The 15,840-nt window shown below is 46.3% G+C and carries 15 protein-coding genes; 6 read left to right on the forward strand and 9 right to left on the reverse strand.

Annotation, left to right across the window (positions count from 1 at the left end):
• Window positions 1-19: 19 nt before the first annotated feature.
• The 5 genes from QTO06_RS10075 to QTO06_RS10095 all read right to left on the reverse strand — a co-directional run bounded on the left by QTO06_RS10075 (window position 20) and on the right by QTO06_RS10095 (window position 8,098).
• Window positions 20-2,725: a GH92 family glycosyl hydrolase gene (locus QTO06_RS10075; protein WP_331407741.1), complete on the reverse strand. Its 2,706-nt coding sequence runs from the start codon at window positions 2,723-2,725 to the stop codon at window positions 20-22.
• Between the two features lie 47 nt (window positions 2,726-2,772).
• Complete coding sequence (locus QTO06_RS10080; RefSeq protein WP_331407743.1) at window positions 2,773-5,193, reverse strand: GH92 family glycosyl hydrolase; 2,421 nt, start codon at window positions 5,191-5,193, stop codon at window positions 2,773-2,775.
• A 121-nt stretch (window positions 5,194-5,314) separates the two neighbouring features.
• Window positions 5,315-6,715: a fructose-specific PTS transporter subunit EIIC gene (locus tag QTO06_RS10085; RefSeq protein ID WP_010453114.1), complete on the reverse strand. Its 1,401-nt coding sequence runs from the start codon at window positions 6,713-6,715 to the stop codon at window positions 5,315-5,317.
• An 11-nt stretch (window positions 6,716-6,726) separates the two neighbouring features.
• Window positions 6,727-7,167 carry a PTS sugar transporter subunit IIA gene (locus QTO06_RS10090; RefSeq protein ID WP_005436338.1) on the reverse strand — a complete coding sequence of 147 codons (441 nt, stop codon included), beginning with the start codon at window positions 7,165-7,167 and terminating at the stop codon, window positions 6,727-6,729.
• A gap of 451 nt (window positions 7,168-7,618) precedes the next feature.
• Window positions 7,619-8,098, reverse strand: coding sequence for a peptide-methionine (S)-S-oxide reductase (locus QTO06_RS10095; RefSeq protein ID WP_331407879.1), 480 nt, complete (start codon window positions 8,096-8,098; stop codon window positions 7,619-7,621).
• 158 nt (window positions 8,099-8,256) lie between these two features.
• On the opposite strand from QTO06_RS10095, the gene QTO06_RS10100 reads away from it, so the two are divergent.
• Both QTO06_RS10100 and QTO06_RS10105 read left to right on the forward strand, forming a co-directional pair.
• Complete coding sequence (locus QTO06_RS10100; protein ID WP_331407746.1) at window positions 8,257-8,646, forward strand: VOC family protein; 390 nt, start codon at window positions 8,257-8,259, stop codon at window positions 8,644-8,646.
• 91 nt (window positions 8,647-8,737) lie between these two features.
• Window positions 8,738-9,478 carry a DeoR family transcriptional regulator gene (locus tag QTO06_RS10105; RefSeq protein ID WP_331407748.1) on the forward strand — a complete coding sequence of 247 codons (741 nt, stop codon included), beginning with the start codon at window positions 8,738-8,740 and terminating at the stop codon, window positions 9,476-9,478.
• A gap of 121 nt (window positions 9,479-9,599) precedes the next feature.
• Here QTO06_RS10105 and QTO06_RS10110 read toward each other — a convergent pair whose 3' ends face one another.
• Both QTO06_RS10110 and QTO06_RS10115 read right to left on the reverse strand, forming a co-directional pair.
• Entirely contained in the window at window positions 9,600-10,253 is a 654-nt protein-coding gene (locus tag QTO06_RS10110; RefSeq protein WP_331407751.1) for a nicotinamidase, read from the reverse strand.
• Window positions 10,254-10,284: 31 nt separating this feature from the next.
• Entirely contained in the window at window positions 10,285-11,010 is a 726-nt protein-coding gene (locus QTO06_RS10115; protein ID WP_331407753.1) for an NUDIX domain-containing protein, read from the reverse strand.
• 390 nt (window positions 11,011-11,400) lie between these two features.
• Here QTO06_RS10115 and pncB point away from each other — a divergent pair, with 390 nt between their 5' ends.
• The gene (gene pncB / locus QTO06_RS10120; protein WP_331407755.1) at window positions 11,401-12,711 is read left to right on the forward strand and encodes a nicotinate phosphoribosyltransferase; all 1,311 of its coding nucleotides are present in this window, start codon (window positions 11,401-11,403) and stop codon (window positions 12,709-12,711) included.
• 42 nt (window positions 12,712-12,753) lie between these two features.
• On the opposite strand, the gene QTO06_RS10125 is transcribed toward pncB, so the two are convergent.
• A complete protein-coding gene (locus tag QTO06_RS10125; protein WP_005429476.1) occupies window positions 12,754-12,936 on the reverse strand; it encodes a hypothetical protein in 183 nt (60 codons plus the stop codon).
• 227 nt (window positions 12,937-13,163) lie between these two features.
• Here QTO06_RS10125 and QTO06_RS10130 point away from each other — a divergent pair, with 227 nt between their 5' ends.
• The 3 genes from QTO06_RS10130 to QTO06_RS10140 all read left to right on the forward strand — a co-directional run bounded on the left by QTO06_RS10130 (window position 13,164) and on the right by QTO06_RS10140 (window position 14,628).
• The gene (locus QTO06_RS10130) at window positions 13,164-13,523 is read left to right on the forward strand and encodes a hypothetical protein (RefSeq protein WP_005429478.1); all 360 of its coding nucleotides are present in this window, start codon (window positions 13,164-13,166) and stop codon (window positions 13,521-13,523) included.
• An 18-nt stretch (window positions 13,524-13,541) separates the two neighbouring features.
• Window positions 13,542-13,889, forward strand: coding sequence for a GlpM family protein (locus tag QTO06_RS10135; RefSeq protein WP_005429480.1), 348 nt, complete (start codon window positions 13,542-13,544; stop codon window positions 13,887-13,889).
• Window positions 13,890-14,109: 220 nt separating this feature from the next.
• Window positions 14,110-14,628: a glycine zipper 2TM domain-containing protein gene (locus QTO06_RS10140; protein WP_331407761.1), complete on the forward strand. Its 519-nt coding sequence runs from the start codon at window positions 14,110-14,112 to the stop codon at window positions 14,626-14,628.
• Window positions 14,629-14,709: 81 nt separating this feature from the next.
• On the opposite strand, the gene QTO06_RS10145 is transcribed toward QTO06_RS10140, so the two are convergent.
• A complete protein-coding gene (locus QTO06_RS10145; RefSeq protein WP_331407764.1) occupies window positions 14,710-15,801 on the reverse strand; it encodes a transporter substrate-binding domain-containing protein in 1,092 nt (363 codons plus the stop codon).
• Between the last annotated feature and the right edge of the window lie 39 nt (window positions 15,802-15,840).

The following is a 15,840-nucleotide window of genomic DNA, read 5'->3' on the forward strand; positions in this document are numbered from 1 at the left end:
TTATTTGGATGGGTATCGGTTACTGCGCTTTCATCGCTTCAGATTTGTCTGAAGTCATGACGAAATGCAGTTCACCACCGTCTTTCAAATCGCTGTGCGCGAAGCTGAAGTTGTCACTCAATTGTTTGCCGTTGATGGTCACCGACTTCACGTAGATGCTCTCTTGGCTGTTATTTTCTGAGGTGATGGTGAATTTACCGTCCGCGACTGGAATCACGGCTTTGTCGAACAGAGGACGACCGATGGTGTAGCTTGCTTCGCCCGGAGTGACTTGGTAGAAGCCCAATGCAGACATCACATACCACGCCGACATCTGACCGACGTCTTCGTTACCAATCAGACCTTCATGGGTTGGGTGGTAGAACTCGTTCATCGCTTGGTCGACGATTTCTTGTGTCTTCCATGGCTCTGCTGTCCAGTTGTATAGGTAAGGTACGTGGTGATCTGGCTCGTTCCCCATCACGAACTGACCGATATAGCCTGACATGTCGTGTGACTGGCTTGTATCGGCGTTGGAGTCCGCATTAAACAGCGCATTCAAGTTGGCTAAGAATGCCGCTTTGCCTTGTTCGGTTACGTTTTCAGGAAGAGAGAAGTCGGTGCGGTCGATGTGCTCGCCACCCATCACGTTAGCCAGACCGTTCAAGTTGTGCGGTGCAAACCATGTCCATTGCCATGTGTTGCCTTCGGTGAAGTCTTCACCACGGTGCTCGGCGCGGTAAGGCCAGAACACGTCACTTTCGTTGAGTGCTTTGCGGTCTTTACAGGCGTTGTAGTCCATACCGTCAGGGATAGACAGCGCCAAGTTCTCGTCCAAACATTCTGCTTTCAGGTTGTTTGCCCAAACTTTGCTGCCGCTGTTCATGTAAGCCGGACGCATAAAGCCGGTTGCACCCAATGCGTTGCCTTTGGTGTCTTGCAGTTTGCCGTATTGTTCTGGGTTGTAATCGAAGTAGTTCTTGAACGATTCTGAGCGCGCCATGTAGCGGTCGTATTGTTGGTCATTGCCCGCAAGTTTAGCGATCTGAGCGATACACCAGTCGTAGTAAGCATTCTCAAGACCGTATGACACTGACTCGTTCACGAGCTCATCGTATTTATCGACTTTTAAGCCTTCTACGTAACCCGGTTTGTCACCAGAGTCCGGCGCCCATTTGGTGTTAGCTGGAATAAAGCCGACGTCTTCTTGGTAGTCGTTATGACGAGTCATGACCGTGAAGCGTTTGTCACCGTTCCAAGCGTCTTGGTAAGGCACCCAGCTTTCAGTTTTATCAAGGTTGAAGTTGACTGTTTCGTCAGCGGCTTTCAGTGCCAAATCAAACTCAGCGGCAGTAAAGGCTTCTGGGTGTTTGACCATGATATCGGCAATAACCGAGACCGCAGGGTGACCGACCATTTCACCGGTGTAATCCGAGTGCAGTTCCCACTTTGGCAGCACGCCGCCCGTTTGGTATTTGTTCAATAGATCGCGTGCGTGTTCAATCGCGCGGTCTTTATCGATGATGGTTTTCAGTGGGTGTGCGGCGCGGAAGGTATCCCACATTGAGTACACTGAGTAGTTCACTAAGCCATCTTCTGCTTGGTGCACTTTGCCATCCATGCCACGGTATTTGCCATCCACATCTTGGTATAGGAATGGAGCAACAAACGTACGGTAGAGCGAGGTGTAGAACATGGTTTTGTCAGCTTTGTTGCCGCCTTCCAGTTCAAACTCGCCAAGGATGTTTTCCCAAGCCACGCGGTTTTGTTGTACGACGTTGTCGAAATCCCAGCCGTTGGTGTCCGCTTCTAGGTTTTTCAGTGCGCCGTCAACGCCAGTGCCAGAAATAGCTACTTTGACCACCAATGGCTCATCGCTCTTACCAAAGTTCAAATGCGTCAGGACATCGTTTGCGCGTTTCGCCAAACGTTCTGGATCAGGTTCTGGTTCGCCCGGCATTGGTTTGTGTTCTGCGTAACCACGGTAATCTTCCAAGCCGACTTCAGTAGCGTCAGTTGGAGTCAGTTTGCTCTCAGAAGCCAGCTTGGTGTACAGATTCTCTTCAATGATTGGATCAGAGAATTCTGCCGCGAAGAATACAGTTTGCCATTGACCCCATTCGTTTGAGGTACGCGCGCCTACGACTGTGGTGTCGTTAACGCGTTTGTAGTAGATACTGCGAGAGTGGTTGCCGTATTGTTCCAACAGTTCGTGTTGCAGGTCGATACGTACTTTGCGATCTTCACCCGGTTTGAAGGTGTAACGCTGGAACGCCACGCGGTCGGTTGCCGACAGTTCAGCTTTTACGCCAGTTTCTACAAGGTCAACCGAGTAGTAACCAACTTCTGCCACTTCCGAGCTTTTATCCATGGTCACGGCATCGGTATTGAAGCCTGTGTATGGCAAGAAGGCGAAGTCATTTAGGTCGCCTTTACCTGCGCCAGAAATGTGAGTCATTGAGAAGCCAGAAAGCAAGCTGTGCACAGGATCGTATTCAACAGGCGAGCCTTTGCCATTCCAACCGTTTGGATCGAAGTTATCTGGTGAAGGTTGAATCATACCTTCTGGCATAACTGGAGAAGGGTTAACGTTGCCAAGACCTTTAGTGCCGATCAAGGTATCAACGAATTCCAAAGTAGGGGTAGAGATAACCGGAGTTTCTGGATCAGAGTCGCTGCCACAACCAGCAAGACCAAGCATGGCGGTTAACACTGCGGTAGAGAGTAGGGTTCTTTTTAGTTTCATTGTTTTTATTCCACGAGAAAAGGGGACACGAGGTCCCCTCAAAATCATTATTCGCCAAGGTTGGCTTGCATTGCTTCAGACTTGTCAGCTGTCATCACGAAGTGCAGTTCGCCGCCTGCTTTGAATTCGCTGTGCTGGAAGGTGTTGTACACATCCAGAGGCTTACCGTTGATGGTCACTTCTTTGATGTACATGTTGTCTGGACCGTTGTTCTCAGCCGTTACCGTGAAGGTGCCAGAACCAATGTCTACCGTCGCTTTGTCGAAGATTGGACGACCGATGCTGTAGGTTGGATCGGTTGGCGAGATTTGGTAGAAGCCCAGTGCTGACATCAAGTACCACGCCGACATTTGACCTACGTCTTCGTTACCGATGATGCCGTCTGGCGTCGGCTTGTAGAACTGGTCGTAAACTTGGTCTAGGTATTCCTGCGCCTTGTAAGACTCTTCAGTACGGTTGTACAAGTAGATGACGTGGTGCGAAGGCTCGTTACCGTGAATGTACTGACCGATGTAGCCTGTCATGTCTTGGTGCGCTTCGCCGCCATTTGGATCGGCAGTAAATAGGTTGTTCAGCTTGTCGTTCAAACCTTGCGTGCCGCCCATGATTTCAGTCAGCTTGTCTAAGTCTTGCATGAACGCCCATTGCCATTGCCACGCGTTACCTTCTGTGTAGTAGAACGCGTCAGACTTGTAAGGGTCGAAATCAGTTGAAGCGTATTTCAGCGCACATGGGTCGCCTTCTTTCAGTTCTGTCGGTACGAAGAAGCCCGTGCCGTCTGCGTTACCAGCTTCTGCATCCCAGTGTTTCAAAGAGTTGTTAGAACGAGCTTTGAACTCTTCATACGCGTCCATATCGCCAGCAGCTTTCGCCATTTCTGCGATCGTCCAATCGTAGAATGAGAATTCCAACGAGTACGACACTGAGTTCCAGTTCGGGTAACGAACACACTGTTCTTTCTCGTGGTAGTTCAACTGACCTGCCATAAGTGAGCTTAGGATGTCGTCATGAATCTGTGGGTACTCATGCGGTGTGTAACGCGCTGATTTCACCGACGCCGTGTAAGCCTGCTCTGCATCAATCAAGCCTTTGGTTACCGCATCGCCCAGAATCGCTGCCGATGGGTAGCCGATCATGGTGCCGGTTTCTGAGCCGTGACCTTCCCATTTCGGCAATAAACCAAACTCGTCGTTTGATTTACGAATCAAGTCTTTCACGTATAGCGTTGCTTGGTCTGGGTCGATGATGGTCCACATTGGGTGAACCGCGCGGAACGTATCCCACGTTGAGTAAATCGAGTAGTTTGGTGTATCGCCGTCTTTCAGCGTGCGCACTGTGCCAAGCATATCGACGTATTGACCGTCCACATCGTAGAACTCGATTGGCGCGATCATCATGTGGTACATGCCAGTGTAGAAGTTGGTTTTCTCTGCGTCTGTGCCGCCTTCTACTTTGATTTTCGCTAGCTTCTCAGCCCACGCGTATTCCGCGTCTTCTTTCACTTGTGCTAGGTCGAAACTTGGTGCTTCCGCTTCTAAGTTTTTCTGTGCACCTTGCCAGTTAACTGGAGAGATACCAACGCGGATTTCAATTGGCTCTTCGCCTGTGCCGAAGTTTAGGTAAGCCGTCAGATCATCGCCTGAGTAAACCGCACCATTACGCATTTCGCGCGTTGGTTCTAGGTCTTGTTCGCCCAACAGTGCTTTGGCGATTGGTTGGTTGAATTTCGCGTAGAAGAAGATGTCTTGACCTTGGTGATCTTGCCCTTGGAACCAGCCAGTTGAGGTTTTACGACCGCGAATGGTGTATTCGTCCACCACTTCTACTTTGTTCTTCAAAGACTTGCCGTTGTTGTTCATTAGGGTATGACCTAAATCGAACTTCACGTTGCGGTCCGCGCCATCAGCAAAGGTGTATTTGTGCAAGCCAACGCGTTTGGTTGCGCTCAACTCTACTTCGATTTGACCTTGGTTTAGCTTGGTTTTGTAGTAGCCTGCGCTTGCTTCTTCATTGGCTTTGTCGAAAGAGTTCAGTTGTGTGTTCGCCATGTCTGCGTATGGCAGAACCAAGATGTCGCCTAAGTCCGTTGCGCCTGTACCTGAAAGGTGAGTATGGGAGAAACCGTACAGCGGAACGTCAGTGTTAACCACTTCGCCAGTTTCGTAGTTGGATGAATCCCAGTAGCCAGATGCCGAGTGCCAAGGGTTAAGCCCAGATTCATGGTCTGTGTTAGAACCGATGAAAGTATCTGGAGACAGTTGAACCATACCTGCCGGTACCGTCGCGCCCGGGAATGTATGACCAGAAGCCGCTGTGCCGATCATAGGATCGACGTATTTCAACACCGCAAGATCAACAATTGGATCGCCCGGCAGTGAAGAGGAAGAATCGTTGTCGCTGTTGCAGCCAGTCAGACCGACTAGACCACTGAGAACTGCGCAAGCGAGTAGGGAAGGTTTGAATTTCATTTTTAAAGCCTTGTAAATTGTAGGGTTATATAATTAAAAAAATCAGGGGTATTACGAAAACTTAAAAACTTGAAATAGAGCCCTTTGGGGGAAAGGGCTCTTAGGGGGAGGAGCTTAAGGTTTAAGCTTTCACAAGAGTCGCTGCGTTACGCATCGCTTCTTTCGTTGAACACTCAACAACGTTTGCTTTTGCAAAGCGGTGAGCGTCTTTTACTTGGATATCGTGAGCTAGAATAACCAGCTTCGCGTTTGCTACATCTAGGTCAGTGATGCGGTTCTGGATACCGTTTTGACCTTGAGTTTCTACTTTGATTTTCAGACCCGCAGCTGCACCTGCTTTCTCTAGTGCTTTCGCTGCCATGAATGTGTGTGCTACGCCAGATGGGCAACATGTTACTGCTACGATGTCGTACTCGCCTTCGCCTGCTGCTGGAGCGGCTTGAGCTTGTGCAGGTGCTGCTTCTGCGATTTCGTCTTCTGCTTCTTCTTCAGCTACTGGTTTCCAGAAGCCAACGATAACTGCTGTTGTTAGTGAGCCTAGTGCGATACCCACAACGTACATTGGGATGTTGCTTGATACAGGAGCTGTGATTAGACCGCCCCATGGTGCGTGTAGTAGTACGTCTGTTAGGAAGCCAAACACACAGCCAACGATACCACCAGCAACGATTGAAGGAAGAACGCGTACAGGGTCGTTTGCTGCGAATGGGATAGCACCTTCAGAGATACCGATAGAGCCCATGATTGCTGCTGCTTTACCTGCTTCTTGCTCTTGCTTAGTGAACTTCTTCTTGAATAGGAATGTTGCTAGTGCCATACCTAGAGGAGGCGTACAGATTGCGATACCAACACCACCCATTAGCCATGGTTGAGTATCTACTTGAGTTTGAGCGAATAGCGTTGCTACTTTGTTGATTGGACCGCCCATATCGAATGCAGTCATACCACCAAGAATCGTACCTAGAACCACTTTAGAAGCGCCAGCCATAGAAGCTAGGAATTCGTTCATAGACGCCATGAAGATCTTGATTGGCTCACCGATACCCCATAGAACGATACCTGCAGAGATAAGCGTACCTAGTAGAGGGTAGATGAAGTAAGCGCCCAACGCAGTCATGTTAGCAGAAAGAGGGATCTTCTTAAGTTGGAATACCACACCACCTGCGATGAAGCCCGCTACGATACAACCAAGGAAGCCGCCGCCCATGTCAGCCATGATGCCAGAAGAGATCATCGCTGGTGCTAGAGCTGGTTTGTCTGCAATTGAGTAACCGATGAAGCCACCAAGAATAATTGGGAACAGCACCAGACCTTTAATACCGATATTAGAAATATCAGCCAATAAACCGTCCGCAGGAACCGCACCTTTACCTGATGCCATTACCGCTAGCGCCAGTAGTACACCACCCGCAACGATAAATGGAAGCATGTGAGAAGTACCGAATAAAAGGTGACCTTTCATGGTACTTAGGATTTTTTTGAAATCGCTATTATTACTAGCTTGAGCTGTGATTGTACTCATAATTTCACGCCTTATGAATTAATTAAAATATTTAGTATTTGGTTTTCGTCTTTTGCGTTATGAATATCTTCAATAAACTCTTCGCTAAATTTTCCGAATAATTCTTGAAGAACATAAATATGGTGGTCGGCACCGTTATCTGGTGAGGCAATCATGAAGAATACGGTCGGTTTGACTCCCTCTTCGTCGCCATACTCGATGCCTTCGCGCTTTACGCCAACAGCGATTGCAGGCTCTGTCACCGCTTTGCTTTTTGCGTGTGGGTAAGCGATGCCGTCCATTGAAGTCACGCTTAATGCTTCACGTGCTTCGATGTCGGTTAAAAAAGCCTCTTTGCTGCTGATTCGATTATTTTCGAATAGCATTTGCGCTAGCTCTTCAAAGACTTCTTTTTTATTATTTGCTTGAAGGTTGCCTTTAATTAAATTGACGTTTGTTAGTTCTGTAATCATTTTTTGACTCATTGGTACTGAAGTAATGAGGTAAATTTAATTAATGTTACGGTTTTCTGAAATAGTAAAAAAAATCCAATAACTATACTTTTGTATCACTGAGAGCTAAGTGTGATAGAAGTCATTAATATCAATGAGCTAGAAGGGGATTAGTATTGTGACTTATATTCCATTTATTTTGAAATTAATAATGAAGCTTGAAAATAAACGAGAAGGGAATCAAATATGGTTCAATTTTGCTATAAAAAAGAGGCTTTGTGCTAAAGGCACTCCAATAACCCTTTTTTTAAGGTAATTTTCTATCTCTTTGAGAAAAGAAATAAAGCGCTTAGGAGAGCTGATAGTGAACTTAGCTAGTTCCTCCCCTTGATACGTATTGGTTAATGTAAGCTCCGAACTAGAAGCCAAGAGGAGGTTAGGAAGGGTTGTTACGTTGAATTTGGCTAATCCATTAAGACGGATTTTTGTACTTGTGCAGCAAATCTAACGGGATATGGCAGTAGTCATTGGGAAAGCGCGTGAGTCGGTCTTGGTGCTCATCATCACTTGGTACATAGTTTGTGAGTGGCAGCACTTCTACGGCGATCTTCTCGGCATCTGGTCTTGCTGCGATAAATGCTTTAGCAATCGCTAGATGTTGTTCGTTTTGGCTATAGACACCAGTACGGTACTTCTCACCTACGTCTTCACCTTGCTTGTTAACGCTGTGCGGGTCGATGATCTCAAACAGATATCCCATCAAAGTTTCAACCGAAACCTGCTTAGGGTCGAACTGGGTTTTCACGCATTCCGCGTAGCCATCGTATTCGGATTGAGTGTTATCCGTCGTGCCATTTGCTCGTCCTGCTTCGGTGCTGATTACGCCCGGAAGGTGGCGCATAAATTCTTGAACACCCCAAAGGCAGCCGCCTGCAAAGTAAATTTCTTCCATCATTCTGTCCTGAAAAACTTTGCGCCATTATGGGCATCACTTTCATTCAAACACAACTCCAACCATAAAACAGGAACAACTCAGAAGTGATTTGCTCTCTTTTTTGTGCTGCGTTTCCTCGTTAGATTGAACGCAGTTAAGAGCTAGGGGGAATCCTAATGAAAATAGAACATATCGCGATTTGGACTGAACGTTTGGAAGAGCTAAAAGCCTTCTATGAGAAATACTTTAACGCGGTGTCTAACGATAAATATCACAATCCAACCAAGCAATTTTCATCTTACTTTCTTTCGTTTGAAAGTGGCGCACGATTGGAGTTAATGTCGATGGAAGGTGTGACCGCCTGTGAAAAATCTCATGCAATGCAGGTAACAGGGTTGGCACACTTTGCCTTTTCTCTAGGATCAGAGCAGGCAGTGGAACAATTGACCAAAACCTTAGTGGATGATGGCTACCAATGGATCGGCGGTCCGAGACAAACAGGTGATGGTTACTACGAAAGCTGCGTGCTAGATCCGGATGGCAACCGTCTAGAGCTTACGGTGTAACTCGACTTAGCTTAATTCTATCGTTCGCAGGCTGCTTTCATATGAAAGTGTTCGGGCGTATACTGCAAGCTCATCTATAAGGAGCGAGCCTGTGAACTCAAGACAAAATGAAATCCTGCAATTGGTTAATGACCGCAAACGCGTTCAAGTGACGGAGCTTTCTGACATCATTGGCGTGTCGGGCGTGACCATCAGGCAGGATTTGAACTTCCTTGAGCAACAAGGCTATTTGAAGCGTGTACACGGCGCTGCGACGGCGCTGCAAAGTGACGATATTGATACGCGACTCGAAGTGCGCTTCGACATCAAACAAGCATTAGCAAACAAAGCGGCAGATTTGGTATCACCAAACGAAACCGTATTAATCGAAGGTGGGAGTGCCAATGCGCTCTTGGCTCGCACATTGGCTGAACGTGGTGACGTCACCATCATTACCCCATCGGCGTACATCGCTCACCTCATCCGTAATACCTCAGCTAACATCATCTTGCTCGGTGGTGTGTATCAGCATCAAGGCGAGAGCTTGGTTGGTCCGTTAACCAAGTTGTGTATTGAGAATATTCACTTCAGCACGGCTTTCTTGGGGATTGACGGCTTCCATCAAGATACTGGCTTTACTAGCCGAGACATGATGCGCGCAGAAATCGCCGAAACCATCATTGCGAAAAAGCGTCGTAACATCGTGCTGACGGACTCAAGTAAGTTTGGGCAAATCTACCCATCTTCGATCGGTAAAACGAGTGAAATCTCGGTGTTGTTAACCGACGAAGCCGCTCCGAAAAGCGACCTCGAACAACTGAGAAAGCAAGGCGTGGGAGTGGTTCTTGGCTAATAGAGGTGATGTTCTCCAATCTAGCACTCGTTTCATAATGTTTTTTGTGTAAAAGTTGCGCAAAAAAGGCCCAGATAAGCTGGGCCGTTTTTATTAATAAAGGCGATGATAGCCAAAGAAGTTACGCGAAGCGTTCTACGATGATGTCATCTGCATTTTTAACAAACACCGCGCCTTTCTCTTCCATTTCAGCAATGACCGCATCAATAGTATCTGGCAATACTGCGCGGCTAGATGCTAGGTTTACAATCACTTTGAAACCTAACTCTAGAGCTTGAGTGACGGACTTTTTCACACAAAAATCGAGTGCCAAGCCACCAACAACCACGGTGTCGATGTGGTTGAATTTTAAGAACTCATTCGCACCTGTGGTTTTGGTATCCGCCACGTCATGGAAAAAGATGCCGTAGGGGTGGGCGTCTGGATCCATACCTTTGTTCACTTGGAAATCGTATTCCAGAACAGGTGGCAGACCGTCTAGCAGTTCTACCCCAGTAGTACCAAGCACACAGTGGCGGTTCCACTTAATATCCACATTGGGCAGGCCAACTGGCTCAAGCATATTTGCTGGCGTTTCTGCATCCCAAGCCGCTTTTGGTGGGTGCAAGTCACGGCTGACTAATTTTAAGCGACCTTTCGTGTGGTTCTTTAGTAGCTCTGGAACGATTTCTAATGCGCCGGTTACTGGCAGTTCGTCAGGGCAAAGTTCGGTGAAGCCTTTTTCAGGATCCACGTCGATCACTGCGGTGGTTTGGTAGTTAACTCGAACTGTCATGGCAGACTCCTTGTCTGTCTTTATGCTTGCGTTAGCCACGCAAACAGTTTTGGAAAAAGGTGACTTCGTCGCTTGCTAGGGTGTACACCATAGCTGGCTTACCGCCTTTGCCTTTGTTGGTGGAAGCGACTTTGTTGGTTGGCTTAAGTACGCCGGAATCAATCAAACGGCGTTTGATCGTCATTCGGCTGATGTCGATGCCGAACTCTTGATAGGCGGAAATGATGTCGGCAACCAAAAACTCTTTATCAAGTGCGAACAGCAGGACAGAGGTGTATTCGATAGAGGCGCGCAGCTTTTGCCATGCTTTTTCAATCATCTTTTGGTGATCAAAAGCGAGGGTTTCTTCACCATCAAGGATTGCTTGGAGCGGAAACCACTTCAGATGACATTCTGGTACGCCAGCGTTATCGATTTGCTCTTTGTTGTTACGGTCAACCAAGGCGTAGTGAGTGATGTTCAGGCTCCAATCCTCAGGATCACGCTTTGGGTCACCATCGACAAAGGCTTCACTAAAGTGACGAGGATAGGTGTGGATTTTTTCACGGCAAATACGACGTCGTGCCGCTTCGAAGTTCTTGTCTGCTGGTCGTCCACCTTCGTCGGTCATGTCTTTATCAAACACGAACCCGCCGGGAAGAGCCCATACACCGTGGTACGGACGTTCCGGATTCGAACGTTTGATCAGCAACACTTCCAACCCTTTATCGGCGCAGCCAGATAGCCTGAATGGAATGATGTCGACGGTTACGATCATGATTTGGTCCTGAGAATAATTTGTAAGTAATCTAGCGCATAACAAGTAGTCAATCAATGGGTAAGTAACCGATTGTTAGAAACGTGCTCATCGCTGCCTAGCGTTTGTCTTTAAGCAAGGGTGTGCTTATATGCTTAGGCTATCCACAATAACTGTCGGATTTTTGTGCGTAAAAACCTTATAAAAATGAGTGGTTAGTAACAAAAGTTGACAAACCCTAAGTGGGTGTTTATTGTTTACGCAATTAAGTTAGTAACAACAAGTTATATACCCAAGTTTGCCTTGTTGAGAACTTTCCACCAACTTGGTTGGGAAAACAATAAGATGCGGTTTGTACCGTGCTGAGGGAATTTGGGTATAAACGAAAAAGGGCGTGTAGAAGGGCTCCGAATGACCACCAATTTATTTTCGTCTCGCATCATCCAAAGTGCGTTAGATTTTGACGTATACAAAGTGAATATGATGAGTGCTGTTGCAGCGCTATATCCTGATGCGATGGTGTCTTATAAATTCATCGTACGCAGCGAAGAAGACCTGTCTGAATTACTACCAGAGGTGAAAGCTGAAGTACTTAAACTGCAAGACATCACTTTCTCCACTGAAGAAATCGAGTACATCAAAGGTGTTGCACCTTATCTAAACCCTGAGTTTGTTGATGCGCTGCACGCGTTTCGTTTTAATCCTCAACGTGACGTTTCTTTTAACATTAAAACCATGGCAGATGGTACCAGCCAATTGCGCATTACCATCAATGGTCTTTGGAAAGAAACCATTCTCTACGAAACCATCATCATGAGTATTGTGTCCGAAGTGCGTAGTCGTGCACGTTGGGCAGAGATTCCAGTCGAGCAATTCCAATCTGTTTTAGAAGAGAAGGTTCGTCACCTTAAAGCAGAACTGAAACGTCGCAATATCACCAACTTTAAGTTTGCCGATATGTCGACTCGTCGTCGTTTCTCTTTCCAAGCGCAGCGCTCAATGCTGAAGTATCTGAGCAAAGAGTTGCCTGACTGCCTAACAGGAACCAGCAACTACCACTTGGCGAAAGAGCTAGGCCTCACACCGATTGGTACTGTGGCACATGAATGGTTTATGGGTCATCAAGCATTGGTGAATGTTCGTGATTCACAAAAGGTGGCTTTGCAACGTTGGCAAAAGATGTTTAATGGCGCGTTAGGTATTGCGTTAACGGACACTATTGGCATTGATGCGTTCTTAAAAGACTTTGATGAAGAACTCAGTAACGCGTACGTGGGAGTGCGTCATGATAGTGGCTGCCCTTACACATGGGGCGAGAAGATGATCGAGCATTATCAATCGCTTGGAATTGACCCAATGACCAAAACCTTGGTATTTACCGATGGTTTGAACTTCGAGCAAGCGTTGGATATTTGTGAGCATTTCCAAGGTCGCGTTCAGGTGAGTTTTGGTATTGGTACGTCTCTAGCGAACGATATGGGTGATTACACGAATGCACAAGGTGTTGCTTACAAGCCACTGTCTATTGTGATTAAGATGGTGTCATGCAATTGCTCACCAGTTGCTAAAATCAGTGATGAGCCAGAGAAAGCGATGTGCGAAGACATCTTCTTTTTAATGAATTTGAAGCGTCGTTTTGAGCAGCCACTTGATCTTGACGAGTGCCGTGTACTGATCGACCGTCTAGAGGATGAAGGAGATAATTACCTCATCGACGCCTGATAAGAGAATTGAATGATTGATAAAAAGAGTGGTGCAAAGGCATCACTCTTTTTGTGCCTCACAAACTTCGTTATATTTGATTTCGCACAGTGCCCCACACTTTGTGCGATAAGGGAGACGTTTACTGCCTGTATTGGCACGAACCCTCTTTACAATAAGCCCCTCTAGGTCGGCACTCTTTAGGTGTTTTTCTCGAACCTTCTTCCAATAATCATCAAAAGCCATACGTCACCGTGTTGTCATTTTTATTTTTATAAATTTGTTATTATTCTATGCAACACATTCCAGTTTCTAATGTCAGAAAAATCCTAAAAATCGTTAAGTAAAAGGCGATTTGTTGTAATGCTCTCGTTTCTTGATTTTTAACTTCTATGGTTTCGACAAATTTATATCGGCAAACCTAGAAGGCGATTTGGTTATAGTACAAACAAAGAGCAGGTCGGGAACTTACGATGAATTTGGTTGTGCATCTACAGAAGAAAGTGATTAACAAACACGGTTATGAGTGGGCGACGCGCCAAGCGTGGAAGTGTGGCATCAAAGCGAACCTTGTTAAGCGTGTGATTGGCATTTACAAGGGGCAAATCGTGTGTGTTGTTGAAGGTTGCCGCGCTGAACTGACGACACCAATTAACAACCCTCTGCATGACGATGAAAAACAAGGCCGTTACGTGTTTGTTGGCGGAATTTTCTGGGAGCCAAACAACATCATTGCTCCGGGTTTTCCTGACTTTATGTTTATGCACTTACGTAGCCTTAGCCATCGTCATAAGTATCTAACGGATGATGAATTGTTTTTAAGTTTGGCTTAAGCATTCTGGAAAAATCGGATGACGAGTCTCTTTCTTAAATCTTTACTCGGTGCGGGCGCAGTGTTGATCATTGCTATGCTGTCGAAGTCGAAAAGCTTCTACATCGCGGGTTTGGTGCCATTGTTTCCAACTTTTGCGTTGATCGCTCATTTTATTGTGGGCAGTGAACGAGATATGGAAGCCTTGCGGCAAACGGCACTGTTTGGTATCTATTCTCTTATTCCTTATGCCGCGTATCTGATTTCAGTCTTCTATTTTAGCTATCGCTTGAGCTTGGTTGGCACATTAACAGCGGCGACACTTGTTTGGGTTATGTTCGCTTCGATGTTGCTTGCATTTTGGACGCGATGGATGGTGCCTGCGTAATTATTACCCATCCTTACAATGTAGTTAGCTGAATACTCATAGCTCACCCTGATGTGATCTAGCTCTGATTTACCGTGTTTTGCTTTTTTGCTGACGTTACCTTAATAAAACAACGTTTTTTAACCTGCTAATGACAGAAGGCTTAATTGGGCCTGATGTGAATTTCAGTCCGCGATTTACTATACCGCCAAGCAAAGATAACTGTACTGGGAAGTAATCCATGAATATAAAATCTATCGCAATCGCTGCAGCCGTTGTTGCTGTACTAGCAGGCTGTAAAGATAAGACGCCACCGGCACCAACAGAAGCGAACATTACGCTTGTTGAAGCGGTAACTGAAACAGTGAAGAACCCACACCAAGTGTGTAAAGACGTGGTTGTGACTCACCAAGTTGCATCAAAGGATAACAACAAGATCCTTGGCACGGTCGGTGGTGCAGCAGCAGGTGCTGCGTTAGGTAACCAAATTGGTGGCGGTTCAGGTAAAGTGATTGCAACGGCGGCAGGCACTATCGCGGGTGCAATGGCGGGTCGCGAAATCCAAGACAATGTTCAGAAGGGTGATGTTGTGACATCAACTGAGAAGCAATGCCACACTGAATACACGACGTCTGAGAAAGTAGTGGGTTACGATGTCACTTACGAAGTTGCTGGCGCGCCAACAACCGTTCGTATGCAAAGCAAACCTGCAGGTAAAACTTTCCCAATTCAAGATGGCAAAGTGGTTCTACCGCAATAATCGCCAACGAGATTGAATACAAAAGCCCTTTTGTTCATTGAACTTAAGGGCTTTTTTCATTTTAGAAGACAGTGGTGAACACTACTTGTCTGCAAAATAATCGACCAGAATCTTACGCCATTTTCGTGATTCACGAATTTGTAGTAGAGCGCGATTGATCTCTTCTTCATACGGGTTGTTTTCCGTAATGATGAAGCCATAGTTCTGCTTTTCTAACTGGTAAGGCAGTACCTCTAAATCTTCATATTGCCCCGATATTCTGCCGTTACCAATCATGTATTTGAGCACGACGTCATCGGCAACGATTGCTTCGACTTCTCCAGTATCCAATGCATTTAAAAGCGCGGTCATGTCTTGATAATCTTGATGACGAATACCGAAGCTTGTCAGTAACAAAGATGAGGTGGTTGCGGTTTTGGTTCCCACTTTGACATTGGCGAGATCGTTAATGCTTTTGATTTGAGAATAACCTTGGCTCAGGGTCAATTTGCTGGCCAGCACGGCGGTGATACTGGCGATAAAGAGCATGCTAAACACACCGATAAATACCGTTACGATGCGTCCTGTTAAGCTTTTAAACTCGAAGTAGTTAAAGGGGCCTCGCGTAATGAAGAGAAGTCCAAGGATAAAGCTCTCAACCCAACGTCCTACTCGGCTTTTCATCGAATACAGCTTTTCATTTTTCCCTTCTTCTATCGCGTAGAAAAACGCCCCAACCAAACCTGCAACCAGAATGATCGCGCTAACGATTAACCACAATGCAGGGTTCATGAAGATCGATTGTAAGGTATGTAGATACCCTTGATTTTTAACTGCAATTGCAAGGTGGGTCTCATAGAAAGAATGAGAGAAGTCAGCGAATAGCTCACGTTCTGGAGTAATTGAAATGCATGAAACACCAATGTCGATTTGTTCCGTTTCTATCGAGTGAAGAAGATCGTCCAATGGGTGGTTTTCGAAAGTGAACTCGACATTCATCTCTTTGGCTATTTGTTGCCACAACTCAATACTGAGGCCGTTTAGCTCCGAATCAACAGAGCCGATGACAAAAGGTGGACAGGGGTAAGTCCCTACTTTTAGTGAAGATGCAGAAGCATAAGGGCTGAAAACAGAGATAAGAAAAAGCGTTGAAAGGACAAAAGATTGAAGCGTCGATTTGAAACTCATTTGCATGCGCAGACCCTCAAAAAAGAGGCAGCGATGAATCGAATC

It is taken from the genome of Vibrio sp. M260121 (assembly GCF_036533715.1).
In the GTDB taxonomy this organism is placed as follows: domain Bacteria; phylum Pseudomonadota; class Gammaproteobacteria; order Enterobacterales; family Vibrionaceae; genus Vibrio.